The 14,727-nt window shown below is 68.4% G+C and carries 16 protein-coding genes; all 16 read left to right on the top strand.

Annotation, left to right across the window (positions count from 1 at the left end):
- The first annotated feature begins 77 nt into the window (after nucleotides 1-77).
- The 16 genes from ACIRCZ_RS04950 (at nucleotide 78) to ACIRCZ_RS04875 (ending at nucleotide 14,682) form a co-directional block, all read left to right on the top strand.
- Nucleotides 78-1,418 carry a replication-associated recombination protein A gene (locus ACIRCZ_RS04950; RefSeq protein WP_082581335.1) on the top strand — a complete coding sequence of 447 codons (1,341 nt, stop codon included), beginning with the start codon at nucleotides 78-80 and terminating at the stop codon, nucleotides 1,416-1,418.
- Nucleotides 1,419-1,593: 175 nt separating this feature from the next.
- Nucleotides 1,594-2,223, top strand: coding sequence for a 30S ribosomal protein S4 (gene rpsD, locus ACIRCZ_RS04945; RefSeq protein WP_402850267.1), 630 nt, complete (start codon nucleotides 1,594-1,596; stop codon nucleotides 2,221-2,223).
- A 135-nt stretch (nucleotides 2,224-2,358) separates the two neighbouring features.
- The gene (locus ACIRCZ_RS04940; protein WP_402850264.1) at nucleotides 2,359-2,736 is read left to right on the top strand and encodes a DUF948 domain-containing protein; all 378 of its coding nucleotides are present in this window, start codon (nucleotides 2,359-2,361) and stop codon (nucleotides 2,734-2,736) included.
- Nucleotides 2,737-2,811: 75 nt separating this feature from the next.
- Nucleotides 2,812-3,003 carry a hypothetical protein gene (locus ACIRCZ_RS04935; protein ID WP_055894169.1) on the top strand — a complete coding sequence of 64 codons (192 nt, stop codon included), beginning with the start codon at nucleotides 2,812-2,814 and terminating at the stop codon, nucleotides 3,001-3,003.
- 42 nt (nucleotides 3,004-3,045) lie between these two features.
- Nucleotides 3,046-5,703 (top strand): alanine--tRNA ligase, encoded by a 2,658-nt coding sequence (gene alaS / locus ACIRCZ_RS04930; protein WP_402850259.1) that lies wholly within the window; start codon nucleotides 3,046-3,048, stop codon nucleotides 5,701-5,703.
- A 6-nt stretch (nucleotides 5,704-5,709) separates the two neighbouring features.
- The gene (ruvX, locus tag ACIRCZ_RS04925; protein WP_055894164.1) at nucleotides 5,710-6,177 is read left to right on the top strand and encodes a Holliday junction resolvase RuvX; all 468 of its coding nucleotides are present in this window, start codon (nucleotides 5,710-5,712) and stop codon (nucleotides 6,175-6,177) included.
- An 82-nt stretch (nucleotides 6,178-6,259) separates the two neighbouring features.
- On the top strand, nucleotides 6,260-7,780 hold the full coding sequence (gene mltG / locus ACIRCZ_RS04920) for an endolytic transglycosylase MltG (RefSeq protein WP_402850255.1): 1,521 nt from the start codon (nucleotides 6,260-6,262) through the stop codon (nucleotides 7,778-7,780).
- On the top strand, nucleotides 7,773-8,885 hold the full coding sequence (locus ACIRCZ_RS04915; protein ID WP_402850252.1) for a shikimate dehydrogenase: 1,113 nt from the start codon (nucleotides 7,773-7,775) through the stop codon (nucleotides 8,883-8,885). Before mltG ends, ACIRCZ_RS04915 begins: the two co-directional genes overlap by 8 nt.
- Before the next feature lie 99 nt (nucleotides 8,886-8,984).
- On the top strand, nucleotides 8,985-10,193 hold the full coding sequence (aroC, locus tag ACIRCZ_RS04910; protein ID WP_055894159.1) for a chorismate synthase: 1,209 nt from the start codon (nucleotides 8,985-8,987) through the stop codon (nucleotides 10,191-10,193).
- A 10-nt stretch (nucleotides 10,194-10,203) separates the two neighbouring features.
- Nucleotides 10,204-10,695, top strand: a complete 492-nt coding sequence (locus ACIRCZ_RS04905) for a shikimate kinase (protein ID WP_402850247.1) — start codon at nucleotides 10,204-10,206, stop codon at nucleotides 10,693-10,695.
- Nucleotides 10,692-11,870, top strand: coding sequence for a 3-dehydroquinate synthase (aroB, locus tag ACIRCZ_RS04900; protein ID WP_402850244.1), 1,179 nt, complete (start codon nucleotides 10,692-10,694; stop codon nucleotides 11,868-11,870). Before ACIRCZ_RS04905 ends, aroB begins: the two co-directional genes overlap by 4 nt.
- Entirely contained in the window at nucleotides 11,867-12,283 is a 417-nt protein-coding gene (locus ACIRCZ_RS04895; protein ID WP_402850242.1) for a hypothetical protein, read from the top strand. Before aroB ends, ACIRCZ_RS04895 begins: the two co-directional genes overlap by 4 nt.
- 6 nt (nucleotides 12,284-12,289) lie before the next feature.
- Nucleotides 12,290-12,727 (top strand): type II 3-dehydroquinate dehydratase, encoded by a 438-nt coding sequence (locus ACIRCZ_RS04890; protein WP_402850239.1) that lies wholly within the window; start codon nucleotides 12,290-12,292, stop codon nucleotides 12,725-12,727.
- Nucleotides 12,728-12,840: 113 nt separating this feature from the next.
- Complete coding sequence (gene efp / locus ACIRCZ_RS04885; RefSeq protein WP_055894153.1) at nucleotides 12,841-13,404, top strand: elongation factor P; 564 nt, start codon at nucleotides 12,841-12,843, stop codon at nucleotides 13,402-13,404.
- A complete protein-coding gene (nusB, locus tag ACIRCZ_RS04880) occupies nucleotides 13,405-13,821 on the top strand; it encodes a transcription antitermination factor NusB (protein WP_055894151.1) in 417 nt (138 codons plus the stop codon).
- 39 nt (nucleotides 13,822-13,860) lie between these two features.
- Nucleotides 13,861-14,682: a DsbA family protein gene (locus tag ACIRCZ_RS04875; RefSeq protein ID WP_402850234.1), complete on the top strand. Its 822-nt coding sequence runs from the start codon at nucleotides 13,861-13,863 to the stop codon at nucleotides 14,680-14,682.
- The last annotated feature ends 45 nt before the right edge of the window (nucleotides 14,683-14,727 follow it).

Raw genomic sequence — 14,727 nt, 5'->3', positions numbered from 1 at the left:
GTTCGGGTGCTGGACGGGGCGCATCCGCAGGCCGTGCTGGCGGCGCGAGTGTCAGTGGGAGCGACTAGCCTTGTCAGGTGGTCGACGTGCAACCTGGGCTCCGTACGGGAGCGACGCCTCTCGCTGTGCGGATGAGGCCGAAGTCGCTCGACGAAGTCGCCGGCCAGAAGCATCTGCTCCGGCCTGGCTCGCCGCTGGTGAGCCTCGCGTCGGACAAGAGCGGGGAGACCGGGTCGGTCTCCGTCATCCTCTGGGGTCCCCCTGGAACGGGCAAGACCACGCTGGCCCAGGCCATCGCGCACTCCTCGGGTCGACGGTTCGTGGAACTGTCCGCGGTCACCGCCGGAGTCAAGGACGTGCGGCTGGTGATGGATGAGGCGCTCTCCACGCGCGACCTGTACGGGGTGTCCACCGTCCTCTTCCTCGACGAGATCCACCGCTTCACCAAGGCGCAGCAGGACGCCCTGCTGCCCGGGGTGGAGAACGGCTGGGTGATCCTCGTCGCCGCCACCACGGAGAACCCGTCGTTCTCCGTCATCTCTCCGCTGCTGTCCAGGTCGCTGCTGCTCACCCTGGAGACGCTCAGCGACGACGACCTCGGCACAGTGGTCGACAGGGCCGTCGCAGACGACAGAGGGCTCGCCGGCCAGTACACGCTCGACCAGGAGGCCAGAGCGGCGATCGTCCGGTTGGCATCGGGGGATGCGCGACGAGCGCTCACCGCGCTCGAAGCCGCATCGGTGAGCGCGGCGTCGTCCACACGGGCGACGTCGAAGAAGAAGCCCGTCATCACGGCCGAGCTCGTGGCGCAGGCGGTCGACAGGGCGCTGCTGCGCTACGACCGCAACGGCGACGAGCACTACGACGTGATCAGCGCGTTCATCAAGTCGGTGCGCGGCTCCGACGTGGATGCGTCGCTGCACTACCTCGCCCGCATGATCGAAGCAGGGGAGGACCCTCGCTTCATCGCGCGGCGCATCATCATCCTCGCCTCGGAGGACATCGGGCTCGCCGACCCTCAGGCGCTCGTCGTCGCGGTGGCCGCCGCGGACGCCGTGCAGCTCATCGGGATGCCGGAGGGACGCATCCCGTTGGCACAGGCCGTGGTGCACCTGGCGACGGCTCCGAAGTCCAACGCCGCGTACATGGCCCTGGATGCGGCGATCGCCGATGTGCGCGCCGGTCGCATCGGGCGCGTGCCCAAGCACCTGCGCGATGCGCACTACCCTGGCGCCAAGCGGCTCGGCCACGGAAAGGGGTACCAGTACCCGCACGACGACGCGCTCGGCGTGCTGCAGCAGCAGTATCTGCCGGACGAACTCAGGGACGCGACGTACTACACACCGACCGAACACGGAAACGAGCGCGACGTCTCCGCGCGCCTCGCGAAGCTGCGCCGGATCGTGCGCGGACGCTGACTGCGCGATCTGCTAGACTTCTCTGGCCTAGAAGCGTGTTCGCGTGCGGCTGCGTCGAGCAACGTCTTCGAAGGGACAGGCCCTGTAGCCGGGCCTCCCCGGCACATCCCTCTACTTTTGCAGGACGAACATGTGTGCCTGCGTTCATTGTTAGAGAGACAACCGAAAGGACATCGTGTCTACCAAGTCACGTACCCGTAGCAAGACCCGCCTCTCGCGGTCGCTGGGCATCGCCCTGACCCCGAAGGCGGCGAAGTACCTTGAGAAGCGCCCGTACGCCCCCGGCGAGCACGGCCGCACCAAGCGCAAGGCCGACTCGGACTACGCCGTTCGTCTTCGCGAGAAGCAGCGTCTGCGCGCCCAGTACGGCATCCGCGAGAAGCAGCTGCGCATCGCGTTCGAAGAAGCTCGTCGCACCCAGGGCCTGACCGGTGAGAACCTGGTCGAGCTCCTCGAGATGCGTCTCGACGCCCTCGTGCTCCGCGCAGGCTTCGCCCGCACGACCGCGCAGGCTCGTCAGTTCGTGGTTCACCGCCACATCCTCGTCGACGGCCAGATCGTCGACCGTCCCTCGTTCCGCGTGAAGCCGGGTCAGCTGATCCACGTCAAGGCTCGCTCGGAGGGCACGGAGCAGTTCCAGGTCGCGGCCGCCGGCGGACACGTCGACGTCCTGCCGAAGACCCCTGGCTACCTCGAGGTCGAACTCGACAGGCTGCAGGCGCGCCTCGTGCGTCGCCCGAAGCGTGCCGAGGTTCCGGTGACGTGTGAAGTCCAGCTCGTCGTCGAGTACTACGCGGCTCGCTAAGCACAGCGCTCAGAACGGAAGGGGTCGTGGCATCAGCCACGGCCCCTTCCGTCGTTTTCGCCCAGGGAGCCCATCGCGCCCTCCACGGGGTTTACGCTTGTGCTGTATGCCGTTGACGGAATGGAAGGTGGCCTCGTGTCAGGTGGCGATATCGCAGGACTGATCGCGGCGGGCGTCTTCGCGGTGCTCGTCGGATTCATCGCGGTCCCTCTGCTGAAGTTCGGGCGCGTGCTCGACCAGACCAGGGATGCGATCAAAGAGGCGAGCGACGGCATCACGCCGATCCTCGACGAGACGGCCACGACCATCCACGAGACCAACAAGCAGCTGGCGCGTGTGGACGTCATCACCAGGAACGTCGCGGATGTGACGGGCAACGTCTCCGCCCTCGTCTCGCTGTTCGCCGCGACGGTGGGCGGCCCGCTCGTCAAGCTCGCTGGCTTCAGCGCGGCGGTCCGTGCCGCCTTCGGCTGGACGCGGGGCTCTCGACGTTCCCGCACGACCACCGACTAAACTGACCGAGGCGCGCGGGAGACCGGCGGCAGCTCGTCGGCGCCCGCGTCGTATCCATCGAGGGAGAATCAGGACATGAAGAGTTTTCTGTGGCTCGTCGTCGGCGTCGCGATCGGGTTCGTCGTCGCGCACAAGGTGAACGAGACCCCGCAGGGGCGTCAGTTCTTCAGCAGCATCGACAAGAAGGCGCGCGACTTCGGCGAGGCCGTCTCGGATGGCTACCGCCAGCGCGAGGCGGAGATCCGCTCCGCCATCGACGGCGACTGATCCCTCTCTCACCGACTTACCGCTCTCTACCGCTCGGAAACCATGCAGACTGCTGAAATCCACCGCCGCTGGCTCGACTTCTTCGCCACGCGCGGTCACACCGTCGTCCCGTCCGCCTCCCTCGTCAGCGACGACCCGTCGCTGCTGTTCACGGTGGCCGGAATGGTCCCGTTCGTGCCGTATCTCACCGGCCTCGTTCCCGCGCCGTTCCCGCGCGCCACGAGCGTGCAGAAATGCATCAGGACGCTGGACATCGAGGAGGTCGGCAAGACCCCTCGCCACGGAACGTTCTTCCAGATGTGCGGCAACTTCTCCTTCGGCGACTATTTCAAGGAGCAGGCGATCACGTTCGCCTGGGAGCTCCTGACGACGCCGGAGTCCGACGGCGGTCTCGGCTTCGACCCGAAGGACCTGTGGGTCACCGTGTACGAGGAGGACGACGAGGCGCGGGAGATCTGGAAGCGCGTCGCGCAGCTCCCGGATGAGCGCATTCAGGGTCTCGGCAGGGACACCAACTACTGGTCGACCGGTCAGCCTGGTCCTGCTGGGCCGTGCTCGGAGATCTTCTTCGACCGCGGCCCCGCGTACGGGATCGACGGCGGTCCAGCCACCGACGACGACCGCTACGTGGAGATCTGGAACCTCGTCTTCATGCAGTACCTGCGCGGAGAGGGCACGGGCAAGGCCGACTTCGAGATCCTCGGCGACCTGCCCAAGAAGAACATCGACACCGGCATGGGGCTCGAGCGTGTCGCGTTCCTCAAGCAGGGCGTCGAGAACATGTACGAGATCGACCAGGTGCGCCCTGTGCTCGACCGCGCTGCCGAGCTCGCAGGCAAGGAGTACGGCGCTGTCCACGACGACGACGTCCGCCTGCGCGTGATCGCCGACCACGTCCGCAGCGCGCTCATGCTGATGTCGGACGGCGTGACGCCGTCGAACGAGGGCCGCGGATACATCCTGCGCCGCCTGCTGCGCCGAACGGTGCGCGCGATGCGCCTGCTCGGCGTGGAGAGGGCGACCTTTCCCGAGCTGTTCCCCGTGTCGCGGGACGCGATGAAGGCCGCATACCCGGAAGTGGATGCGGACTTCGCGCGCATTGCGCAGCTCGCGTACGCGGAGGAGGAGACGTTCCTCCGCACCCTGGTCGCCGGCACGAGCATCCTGGACACCGCTGTGGCGAACACGCAGCGTGCAGGGAAGGACCAGCTCGCGGGAGACACGGCGTTCCTGCTGCACGACACGTACGGCTTCCCGATCGACCTCACGCTGGAGATGGCGGAGGAGGCCGGCCTCAGCGTCGACCGCACGGCGTTCGACAGCCTGATGGCCGACCAGCGCTCCCGCGCGAAGGCGGATGCGAAGGCGAAGAAGACGGCGCTGGCCGACCTCTCCGTCTACAGCGCGTTCCGGTCGCAGGGCGAGACCGTCTTCACCGGGTACACCGAGCTGGAGACCGAGTCGAGCATCCTGGGCCTGATCGTCGATGGCGCTTCGGTGAACAAGGCGACCGAGGGGCAGATCGCGGAGGTCATCCTCGGGGCGACGGCGCTGTACGCGGAGTCAGGCGGCCAGGACGCCGACGCCGGATTGATCGTCGGCCCCGGTTACGAGCTCGAGGTGCTTGACGTCCAGAAGCCGGTGAAGGGGCTGATCAGTCACAAGGTCTTCGTGCGCAGCGGTGAAGCGGGCGTCGGCTCGCCCGCGACCTCGCTGGTCGACAAGGACTACCGCCGCGGAGCGCGCCAGGCGCACTCCGGCACGCACATCATCCACGCGGCTCTGCGTCAGGTGCTCGGCTCCAATGCCCACCAGTCCGGCTCGTTCAACAAGGCGGGCTACCTTCGCCTCGACTTCTCCTGGAATCAGGCGCTGTCGCCGGAGACCCGCACCGAGATTGAGGAGATCTCGAACAATGCGATCCGCGACAACCTGCAGGTGACGACGCGCGAGCTGCCGCTGGCCGAGGCCAAGGCGCTCGGCGCAATGGCGCTGTTCGGCGAGAAGTACGGCGAGACGGTGCGCGTCGTCGACATCGGCGGCCCGTGGTCGCGCGAGCTGTGCGCGGGAACGCACGTGGCATCGAGCGCCGAGATCGGCATGATCAACCTGGTGAGCGAGTCGTCCGTCGGATCGACGAACCGCCGCGTCGAGTCGCTCGTCGGCCTCGAGGCGTTCCGCGACCTCGCGGTCGAGCGCACGATCGTGTCCCAGCTCTCCGGGTCGCTCAAGACCCCGCGCGAGCAGCTTCCGGAGAAGATCGCGGACCTGCTCAACAACCTGAAGGCGGCGGAGAAGCGCATCGCCGCGTTCGAGGCTCGCGCTGTGCTCGACAAGGTGCCTGCGCTGCTGGAATCCGCGTCCCGTCACGGATCGGTGACGGTCGTCGCGAGCGACGCCGGCACGCTGAACTCGGCGGACGACCTGCGCCTGCTGGCGACCACCGTTCGCGAACGTCTCGGCTCCGACCCTGCCGTCGTCGCCCTCGCGGCGCGTGCGGGCGACAAGCCGGTCGTGATCGTCGCCACCAACCAGGGCGCGCGGGATGCCGGCGTCAACGCCGGGGCACTGGCGAAGACCGCGTCCGGTGTACTCGGCGGAGGCGGGGGCGGCAAGCCGGACCTCGCACAGGGTGGAGGCACGAACGTCGACGCCATCCCGGCAGCGCTCAGCGCGGTGACGTCGGCGATCGGCGGCTAGGGCGCCGTGCGCTCAGGAGTCCGCCTCGGCATCGACGTCGGAAAGGTCAGGATCGGCGTGAGCCGGTCCGACCTGCACGGGATGCTCGCGACACCGGTGGAGACGGTGCAACGCTCCAAAGATGCTGCGGATCGGCGTAGGATCGCCGAGATTGTGACGGAACTCGGAGTTTTCGAGATTATCGTCGGTTTGCCTTTGGCGCTCTCGGGCGGCCACACCGCATCCACGGCTGACGCTGTCGGATTCGCTGAGGCGCTCGTCGCGGAGGTGGGTGTGCCGGTTCGGCTGGTGGACGAACGACTGTCGACCGTCTCGGCGCATTCGGCCCTCCGGGCGTCGGGAAAGAACTCGAAAAGCGCGCGTCCGGTGGTGGATCAGGTGGCCGCCACGATAATTTTGCAGCACGCCCTCGACGCGGAGCGCGCTACAGACCGTCCGCCGGGCACACCCGTTGAACCGAACATTGGACCCTAGTTTGTCGCAGAACCCTCACACCCCGGGGCACGGCGAAACCAGCCAGCCGGACGGCCAGCCCGCTCCGCCGTCATTCCCCTCGGTGAACAGGCAGCCCCTCACCAGGCGCGAGGCCAAGGCCAGGGAGGCCGCGGCCGCCGCCGCTTCCGGTGGAGACACGGCGCAGACTGGCGCGCGTGGGAGCCAGGCAACGCCGCCGCCGCTCGACTTCGACAGCGTGATCACCGGTCCCATCGCCTCGCAGCGGTCGCAGCAGGGCGAGAACGTGGATGCGTTCGACGACATCAGCGAAGACGTCAGCGAGGGCGAGCGCGAGCGAGAGACGGTCGGCGCACGACGATCGAACTTCATCGCTGCCCGTGGCCCAGCGCCCGAAAGCGCGCAGGAGGCCGTGACGAGCGACCCGTTCGCGACGTTCGAGGAATTGACGGCACAGCAGGACCACGCGCCGGAGGCCGAGCACGCCCCCGATGCGCAGAAGGAGTCGCCGCTGGTCTGGCGGCAGCAGCACTACCTGTCCCACTCCGAGCCGCCCAAGAAGAAGCGCAGCCTCAAGGGCCTGTGGGTGACGCTCATCATCGTGGCGATCTTCGGCGGGCTGATCGGCGGCGCGTACGCCGTGTTCCAGCCGCAGGTCGCGAAACTCGTCCAGGCGATCACGCCGGTCGACAACGACTACTCCGGCAACGGCACAGGGCAGGTGCTGTTCTCGATCCAGTCGGGCGACAGCGGCTCGGACATCGCGAACAACCTCGCCAAGAAGGGCGTGACGAAGAGTTACGAGGCGTTCTACACGCTGCTGCTCAGGCAGAAGCCGGAGGTGAACTTCCAGCCTGGCCTGTTCAAGCTCGCCAAGCAGATGAGCGCCCAGGCGGCGCTGATCGCGCTGCAGGACCCTGCGTCGAAGATGGAGAACACGGCAGTGATCCCCGAGGGGACGGCGGAGAAGGACATCCTGCCGATCGTGGCGGACGCGACCAAGCTTCCGCTGGCCGACCTGCAGGCAGCCGCAGCGAACCCGGCTGAATACGGTGTGCCGGCCGAGGCGAAGACGCTCGAAGGCTTCCTGTTCCCCGCGACGTACACGTTCACCCCTGGAATCACGGCGCACGACGCGATCAAGACGATGGTCGATCGCAGCTTCCAGGCGCTCGACGAAGCCGGGGTCGCGCCGGCCGATCGCTGGAAGACAGTGGTGCTCGCATCCATCGTCCAGCGCGAGGCGGGACTGGCGCCGGACTATCCGAAGGTGTCCAGGGTGTTCCTGAACCGGCTCGCTCAGGGCTGGGACCTGCAGTCGGATGCGACGGTCGCATACGGAACGGGCAACACGCACACGGTCACCACGACCGACGCGGAGCGCGCGGACGCGGGCAACCCCTACAACACGTACGTGCATTCCGGGCTGCCGGTCGGACCGATCTCGAACCCGGGCGACCTCGCCATCAACGCGGCGATCCACCCGGCGGACGGCCCGTGGATGTTCTTCGTGACGTGGAATCTGAAGACAGGCGAGACCATCTTCTCGACGACCGTCGAGGAGCACGACGCCGCGGTGGAGAAGTGGCAACAGTGGATGAGGGACAACCCCGGCTATGAGTGATGCACGCGGCGTGAACGAGCCAGACGGAGCCGCGGAGGAGGACGGAGTCTCCGAGGCGGAGGCCGAAGCCTCGATCGCGGCGATCGTGGAGGCGGAGCGGGAAGCGGAAGCCGAAGAAGCCGCGGTGGCTGCCGCTGAGGAGGCCGCAGAGCTGGAGGAGCCGGCCGACGAGGTTGCCGAGCCGACCGCGCCGAAGGCCGCGCCGACCAGGTCGAAGGCCAGCAAGCCGAAGGCAGCCAAGGCCGTCGCCCGCAAGCTCGCTGTCCTCGGTTCGCCCATCGAACACTCGAAATCGCCCGCTCTGCATCGCGCGGCGTACGACAGTCTCGGTCTCACCTGGGAGTATGAGGCCGTCGACGTGACGTCCGAGACACTGGCCGACTTCATCGACGGTCGCGGTCCTGAGTGGCGAGGGCTGTCGCTCACCATGCCGCTCAAGCAGTCGGTGATCCCGCTGCTCGGCGAGATCGACAGGGTCGCCGAGCAGACCGGAGGCGCCAACACGGTGCTTCTCGACGACGACGGCGTCCTTCGCGGGTTCAACACCGACGTGCCTGGCTTCGTCCGGGCGCTCTCCGCCGCCGGGCTGGAGAGCGCGCACTTCGTTCACATCCTGGGCGGAGGAGCGACGGCAGCCTCCGCGCTGGTCGCCGCCGCCGAGCTCGGGGCGGAGAAGGTCGACATCTACGTCCGCTCGCTGGAGAAGAGCGTGTGGCTGGAGCCGCTCGCCCACCAGCTCGGACTGATGGTTCGCATCCGGCCGCTGAGCCAGGCCGACCGGTCGCTCGACGTGCCCGACCTGGTCATCAGCACGCTGCCCGGCGGGGTGACGACGGATGCGCTCTACACCGATTCGACACGGCGCAGGGCGGTCCTCTTCGACGTTTCGTACGACCCGTGGCCGAGCGTGCTCGGTCGGTCGTGGAACGCCGTCGGAGGGCATGTGGTGTCCGGGCTGGCGTTGCTGGCGCATCAGGCGCTCCTGCAGGTGCGCATCTTCGTCTCCGGCGACCCGCTGCAGCCGTTGGACGGCGAGGACGCCGTGCTCGCCGCGATGCTGGACGCGGTGGGGATCGACGCGAGCGGCGCGCCGCTCGAGGACTGACGCTCCCGCCGATCCCTCCACAGGCCGTGGGCTTCGGGAGTTGTCCACGGAGGAGTCACGCGGCCAGGAGGCCCCTGCGCGCTGTGCCAGAATCGAACCATGCTTCGTTGGCTCACGGCCGGGGAATCCCACGGCCCCGAACTCACTGCCCTCCTGGAAGGGCTCCCCGCTGGGGTGCCCGTCTCCCTCGACGCCATCCGCGCTGATCTCGCGCGGCGCAAACTCGGTTATGGGCGTGGTGCGCGCATGAAGTTCGAGCAGGACGCGCTCGACATCTCCGGCGGCGTCCGGCACGGGTTCAGCCTCGGCAGCCCGATCGCGCTGCGCATCGGGAACACCGAGTGGCCCAAGTGGGTCGACGTGATGAGCGCGGAGCCGGTGGACGAGGAGAAGCTCGCAGGAGGTCGAGGTGCGCCGCTCACCCGTCCGCGGCCGGGCCACGCCGACCTGGTCGGAATGCAGAAGTACGGGTTCGACGAGGCCCGTCCCGTCCTCGAGCGCGCGAGCGCCAGGGAGACCGCCGCCCGCGTCGCCCTCGGGGCCATCGCCCGCTCGTTCCTGAACGAGCTCGGCATCACGCTCGTCAGCCACACACTTTCCATCGGGCCGGTGCGGGTGCCGGAGGGCTCCGCGCTTCCGCTGCCGAGCGACGTCGCGGCGCTCGACGCAGACCCCCTGCGCTGCTTCGACGCGGCCACGAGCGCGCTCATGGTGCAGGAGGTGGACGCCGCGCACAAGGACGGCGACACGCTCGGCGGCGTCGTCGAGGTGCTCGCATACGGGCTTCCGCCGGGTCTCGGCTCGCACGTGCACTGGGACCGCAGGCTGGATGCACAGCTCGCCGCAGCCCTGATGGGCATCCAGGCGATCAAGGGCGTCGAGGTCGGCGACGGCTTCCTGACGACGACGCGCCGCGGCTCAGAGGCGCACGACGAACTGGTGGCGGAGGACGGCGAGATCGTCCGCACGAGCGACAAGGCAGGAGGAACCGAGGGCGGCATGAGCACCGGAACGGTGCTGCGCGTCCGCGCGGGCATGAAGCCGATCGCGACCGTTCCGCACGCCCTGCGCACGATCGACATCGCCACCAGCGAGGCCGCGGCAGCGCACCACCAGCGCTCGGACGTCTGCGCCGTGCCGGCGGCCGGAGTGGTCGCCGAGGCGATGGTCGCCCTCGTGCTCGCCAACGCTGTCGTGGAGAAGTTCGGAGGAGACTCGGTCACCGAGACGGCGCGCAACCTGCGCGGCTACCTCGATGCCATCCCGCAGAACCTCGCGACGGAGCGCCTTTCGGCGCCGTACGCCTGAGCACGCGCTCGTGACCATCGTCCTGATCGGCCCGCCGGCGGCGGGCAAGACCCGGCTCGGCAAGCGGCTCGCTGCGCGTCTCAAAGTGCCGTTCGTCGACACGGACTCGCGCATCGTCGCCGCGCACGGACCGATTCCCGCGATCTTCGCCGAACACGGGGAACCGCACTTCCGGGCCATCGAGCGTGAGATCGTCGCCGCCGCCCTCGGCGAGCCAGGGGTCGTCTCGCTCGGTGGCGGGGCTGTGATCGACAGGGACACCCAGGCAGACCTCGCCGACGCGCTGGTCGTGCTCCTCACGGTCAGCCCGGAGGCGATCGCCTCCCGGATCGGCAGCGGCAAGCGGCCCCTGGTGACAGACGTCGAATCCTGGGAACGTCTCGTCGCTGCCCGCTCAGACATCTACACAGCACTCGCCGACTACACGGCAGACACATCGAACAGGCCGATCGACGCCATCGTGGAAGAGATCGCAGCCTGGGTCGAGGAAGGACAGCGATGACAGCCAACGAGGCAGAGCCCAACGAGGCAGAGCCCAACGAGACGGAGCCCACCGGGGTCGAGCTGACGGGGGCCGAGCCGACCAGGAACGACGCAACGGGAGGCCAGCCCACCGAGATCATCGTCCCCGGCCAGGATCAGTACCCGGTGGTGGTCGGCCGCGGGCTGCGCACCGAACTGGCGTCGTACCTCGGCAGCGGCGTGTCCAAGGTGCTGATCGTCCACCCGCCCACGCTCGGGGCGGCCGCGGCGGACCTGCGCGAGTCTCTCGTCGGGCGCTACGAGGTGCTGCTGGCCGAGGTGCCGGATGCGGAGGCGGCCAAGCGGGTCGAAGTGGCCGCATTCTGCTGGCAGGTGATGGGACAGGCCGACTTCACCAGGTCGGACGCGGTCATCGGCTTCGGCGGGGGCGCCGTGACCGACCTCGCCGGATTCGTCGCCGCCACCTGGCTGCGCGGCGTCCGGCTCGTGCAGGTGCCGACCACGCTGCTCGGGATGGTCGACGCGGCCGTCGGCGGAAAGACCGGCATCAACACGGCTGAGGGCAAGAACCTGGTCGGAGCTTTCTACGCGCCTGCCGCGGTGATCTGCGACCTCGACACGCTCACCTCGCTCGCTCGCAACGAGATTCTTGCCGGGTTCGGCGAGGTGGTGAAGTACGGCTTCATCGCTGAACCCGAGATCCTCGACATCATCGAGCGCGACGTCGACAGGGCGACCGATCCGCTGACGCCGGAGTTCCGCCGTCTCGTGGAGCTCTCCATCGGCATCAAGGCACGGGTCGTGGGGGAGGACTTCACCGAGCAGGGTCTGCGCGAGATCCTCAACTACGGCCACACGCTCGGGCACGCGATCGAGCACGCGGAGCGCTACCAGTGGCGGCACGGTGCCGCCGTCGCGGTCGGCATGATGTTCGCAGCGGAGCTCGCACGGCTGAGCGGTCGTCTGAGCGACGAGGTCGTCGACAGGCACCGTCGCATCCTGGAGTCGCTGACGCTGCCCGTCAGCTACCCGCTCGGCCGCTGGCAGACGCTCCTCGCGTCCATGCAGCGCGACAAGAAGGCGCGCGGGAGCCTGCTGCGCTTCATCGTGCTCGACGACATCGCCAGGCCGACCGTCCTCGCCGGCCCCGACCAGAGCCTCCTCTTCGCGGCATACCAAGAGATCGGGTCGTGACCGTGGCAGCGGAGGCACCGGTCCAGAAGACCGTGGCGCAGAAGCTGCAGGTGAAGCAGGGCGACAGCGTACGGATCTCGGGTGACGCGGGGGAGGAGCGCCGGCTGGTCGGGGCGCTGCCGGACGGAGCCGGCGAGACAGACGATGGCGGCGCCCCCTCCGTCGCCGTCACGTTCGTGCACGACCGCGGCGAGCTGCTGGCGCGGTTCGCTGCCGACCTTCCGTCGCTCGGCGGCGCGCGAGCGGTCTGGTACCTGTACGAGAAGGGCGGGCGCTCGGAGGTCACCCGTGACACGATCATGCGGGAGGCCGGCGCGTTCGGGTGGCGTGCGATCAGCAACGTCGCCGTCGACGACACGTGGTCGGCCGTGCGGGTGCGTCCGCTCGCCGACGGCGAAGCGCCGGTAGGCTGACTCGACATGAGCAGCGTTCTCGTCCTCAACGGCCCGAACCTCGGTCGTCTCGGCACCCGCGAACCCGACGTCTACGGCGCAGGGACGCTCGACGACCTGCGCACCGTCCTGCAGTCCGACGCGCCGGAGACCACGATCGACCTGCGGCAGACGGACGAGGAGTCACAGCTCCTGCACTGGCTGTACGAGGCGGCAGACTCCGGAGCGCCTGTCATCCTCAATGCCGGCGCCTGGACCCACTACTCGTACGCGCTCCGGGATGCGGTCTCCCTCGTCACCAAGGCGGGCGGCACCGTCATCGAGGTGCACCTGTCCAACCCGCACGCCCGCGAGGAGTTCCGGCACACCAGTGTGATCTCGGCCGTCGCCAGCGGGGTGATCGCCGGATTCGGGTTCGACTCATACCGCCTGGCACTCGCTCATATTCGCCGAAACGGCGCCTGACAACTAGAATCTCTTGAGGCTGCCGCCGCGTCCATCGTGCGTGGCCGGCCATCGTGGACCGCTCCGGCGCGCATCCACCCGGATCTTCTCCCATAATCGAACGGAACTCACGCATGGCAACAACCGCTGACATCAAGAACGGCATCGTCCTGAACATGGACGGCCAGCTCTGGACCGTGATCGAGTTCCAGCACGTCAAGCCGGGCAAGGGCGGCGCGTTCGTCCGCACCAAGCTGAAGAACGTCACCAGCGGCAAGACCGTCGACCGCACCTTCAACGCCGGGTCGAAGATCGAGACCTCCAACGTCGACCGTCGCGACTACCAGTACCTGTACCAGGACGGCGAAAGCTTCGTCTTCATGGACACCAGCGACTACGACCAGCTCACCGTATCCGGCGTCGTCGTCGGTGACGCAGCCAACTTCATGCTCGAGAACCAGAACGTCACCATCGCACTGCACGAGGGCGAGCCGCTTTACGTCGAGCTCCCCGCCTCCGTCGTGCTGGAGATCACGTACACCGAGCCCGGCCTGCAGGGCGACCGTTCCACCGGCGGCACCAAGCCGGCGACCGTCGAGACCGGCTACCAGATCCAGGTCCCGCTGTTCCTGGAGACCGGCACCAAGGTGAAGGTCGACACGCGCACCGGCGACTACCTCGGCCGCGTCAACGACTAGATGAGCGCCAGGACCAAAGCCCGCAAGCGTGCTCTGGACGTGCTCTACGGAGCGGACGTCCGGCAGATCGCGCTGAACCAGGCACTCGCCACCGAGGCGGAGCGCGCGGCCAGCGAGCCGCAGCGCGAAGCCTCCTGGCTGTACGCCCGCGAGATCCTCGACGGGATCATCGACAACCAGGACGAGATCGACGAGCAGATCGAGACGTACGCGCAGGGTTGGACCCTCGCGCGGATGCCGATCGTCGACCGCGCCATCCTCCGCATCGGCGTCTGGGAGCTGCTCTTCAACGAGCAGGTGCCGGACGGCGTCGCCATCTCGGAGGCCGTCGAGGCGGCGACCGTGCTGTCGACCGACGACTCTGCCGGATTCATCAACGGTCTGCTCGCGAAGATCGCCCAGAACAAGCCCAAGTAGTCCACGCAGGCCACGCAACAACCGAGGGAAAACCACCACATGCGCAGCACCCCCGCCGTTCGACGACCAGGGACCGAGCTTCCAGGCACAGGCCGACCAGGGCCGGAGACGTCGGGGCCAGGGCAGTTGGGGACGGAGCGGTCGGGGGTGCGACGCCACGGGATGCGCGCACTCGGCGCTGCCGTGATCGCGCTCGCCCTCGTGGCCGGGACGGCGGCATGCTCGCTCGTCGGCGGCAGCTCCCCGGTTCCTGTCGCCACCGCGACGGCGCCGACCGGCACGGACGGCGCCGTCAACTTCGACGGCGGATACATCCAGACGGGGACGGGATCGAAGCACGTCGACATCTGGTTCGACCCGATGTGCCCGATCTGCGGCGAGTTCGAGAAGGCCAACGGGGAGACCTTGGCGAAGGCGGTCTCCGACGGCACGATCACGCTGCGGCTGCACCCGCTGACCTTCCTCGACCGCGCCTCCAACGGCACCGGATACTCGACGCGCGCCTCCGCGGCGCTCACCTGCGTCGCGGTGAAGGAGCCGAATGGCGCGCTGGACTACTACACGGCACTGTTCGCGAACCAGCCGGAGGAGAACTCCAACGGTCTGACCAACGAGGAGCTGGCGAAGCTCGCGACCGACAACGGGCTGACCGACATCACGGACTGCCTCGGCAGGAGCGGCCCGTACCAGGCGTGGGCGCAGGCGAACACCGCGCACTCGCAGACCGGACCGATCGTTGTCGACGACAAGAAGGTGCTCGACACGATCCAGGGCACCCCGACCGTGCTCGTGAACGAGACGCAGTTCGCAGGCAAAGTCACGGACGCCGCCGCGTTCACGTCGTTCCTGGCCAAGCACTGAGCAGCGCGCGCCGCGTCGCATCCCGCGCTGCTGCTATGCTCGTTC

This window comes from Leifsonia sp. NPDC102414 (assembly GCF_044765685.1).
Taxonomy (GTDB): Bacteria; Actinomycetota; Actinomycetes; order Actinomycetales; family Microbacteriaceae; genus Leifsonia.
Note: the sequence above shows the minus strand (reverse complement) of the source record. Positions and strands in the feature narration are given on the sequence as shown.

Coding starts and splice junctions, on each gene's coding strand:
- ACIRCZ_RS04935 (WP_055894169.1), top strand. CDS start 2,812: ATGAAGAGTTTTCTGTGGCTCGTCGTCGGCGTCGCGATCGGGTTCGTC.
- alaS (WP_402850259.1), top strand. CDS start 3,046: ATGCAGACTGCTGAAATCCACCGCCGCTGGCTCGACTTCTTCGCCACG.
- ACIRCZ_RS04915 (WP_402850252.1), top strand. CDS start 7,773: ATGAGTGATGCACGCGGCGTGAACGAGCCAGACGGAGCCGCGGAGGAG.
- aroC (WP_055894159.1), top strand. CDS start 8,985: ATGCTTCGTTGGCTCACGGCCGGGGAATCCCACGGCCCCGAACTCACT.
- aroB (WP_402850244.1), top strand. CDS start 10,692: ATGACAGCCAACGAGGCAGAGCCCAACGAGGCAGAGCCCAACGAGACG.
- ACIRCZ_RS04890 (WP_402850239.1), top strand. CDS start 12,290: ATGAGCAGCGTTCTCGTCCTCAACGGCCCGAACCTCGGTCGTCTCGGC.
- efp (WP_055894153.1), top strand. CDS start 12,841: ATGGCAACAACCGCTGACATCAAGAACGGCATCGTCCTGAACATGGAC.
- nusB (WP_055894151.1), top strand. CDS start 13,405: ATGAGCGCCAGGACCAAAGCCCGCAAGCGTGCTCTGGACGTGCTCTAC.
- ACIRCZ_RS04875 (WP_402850234.1), top strand. CDS start 13,861: ATGCGCAGCACCCCCGCCGTTCGACGACCAGGGACCGAGCTTCCAGGC.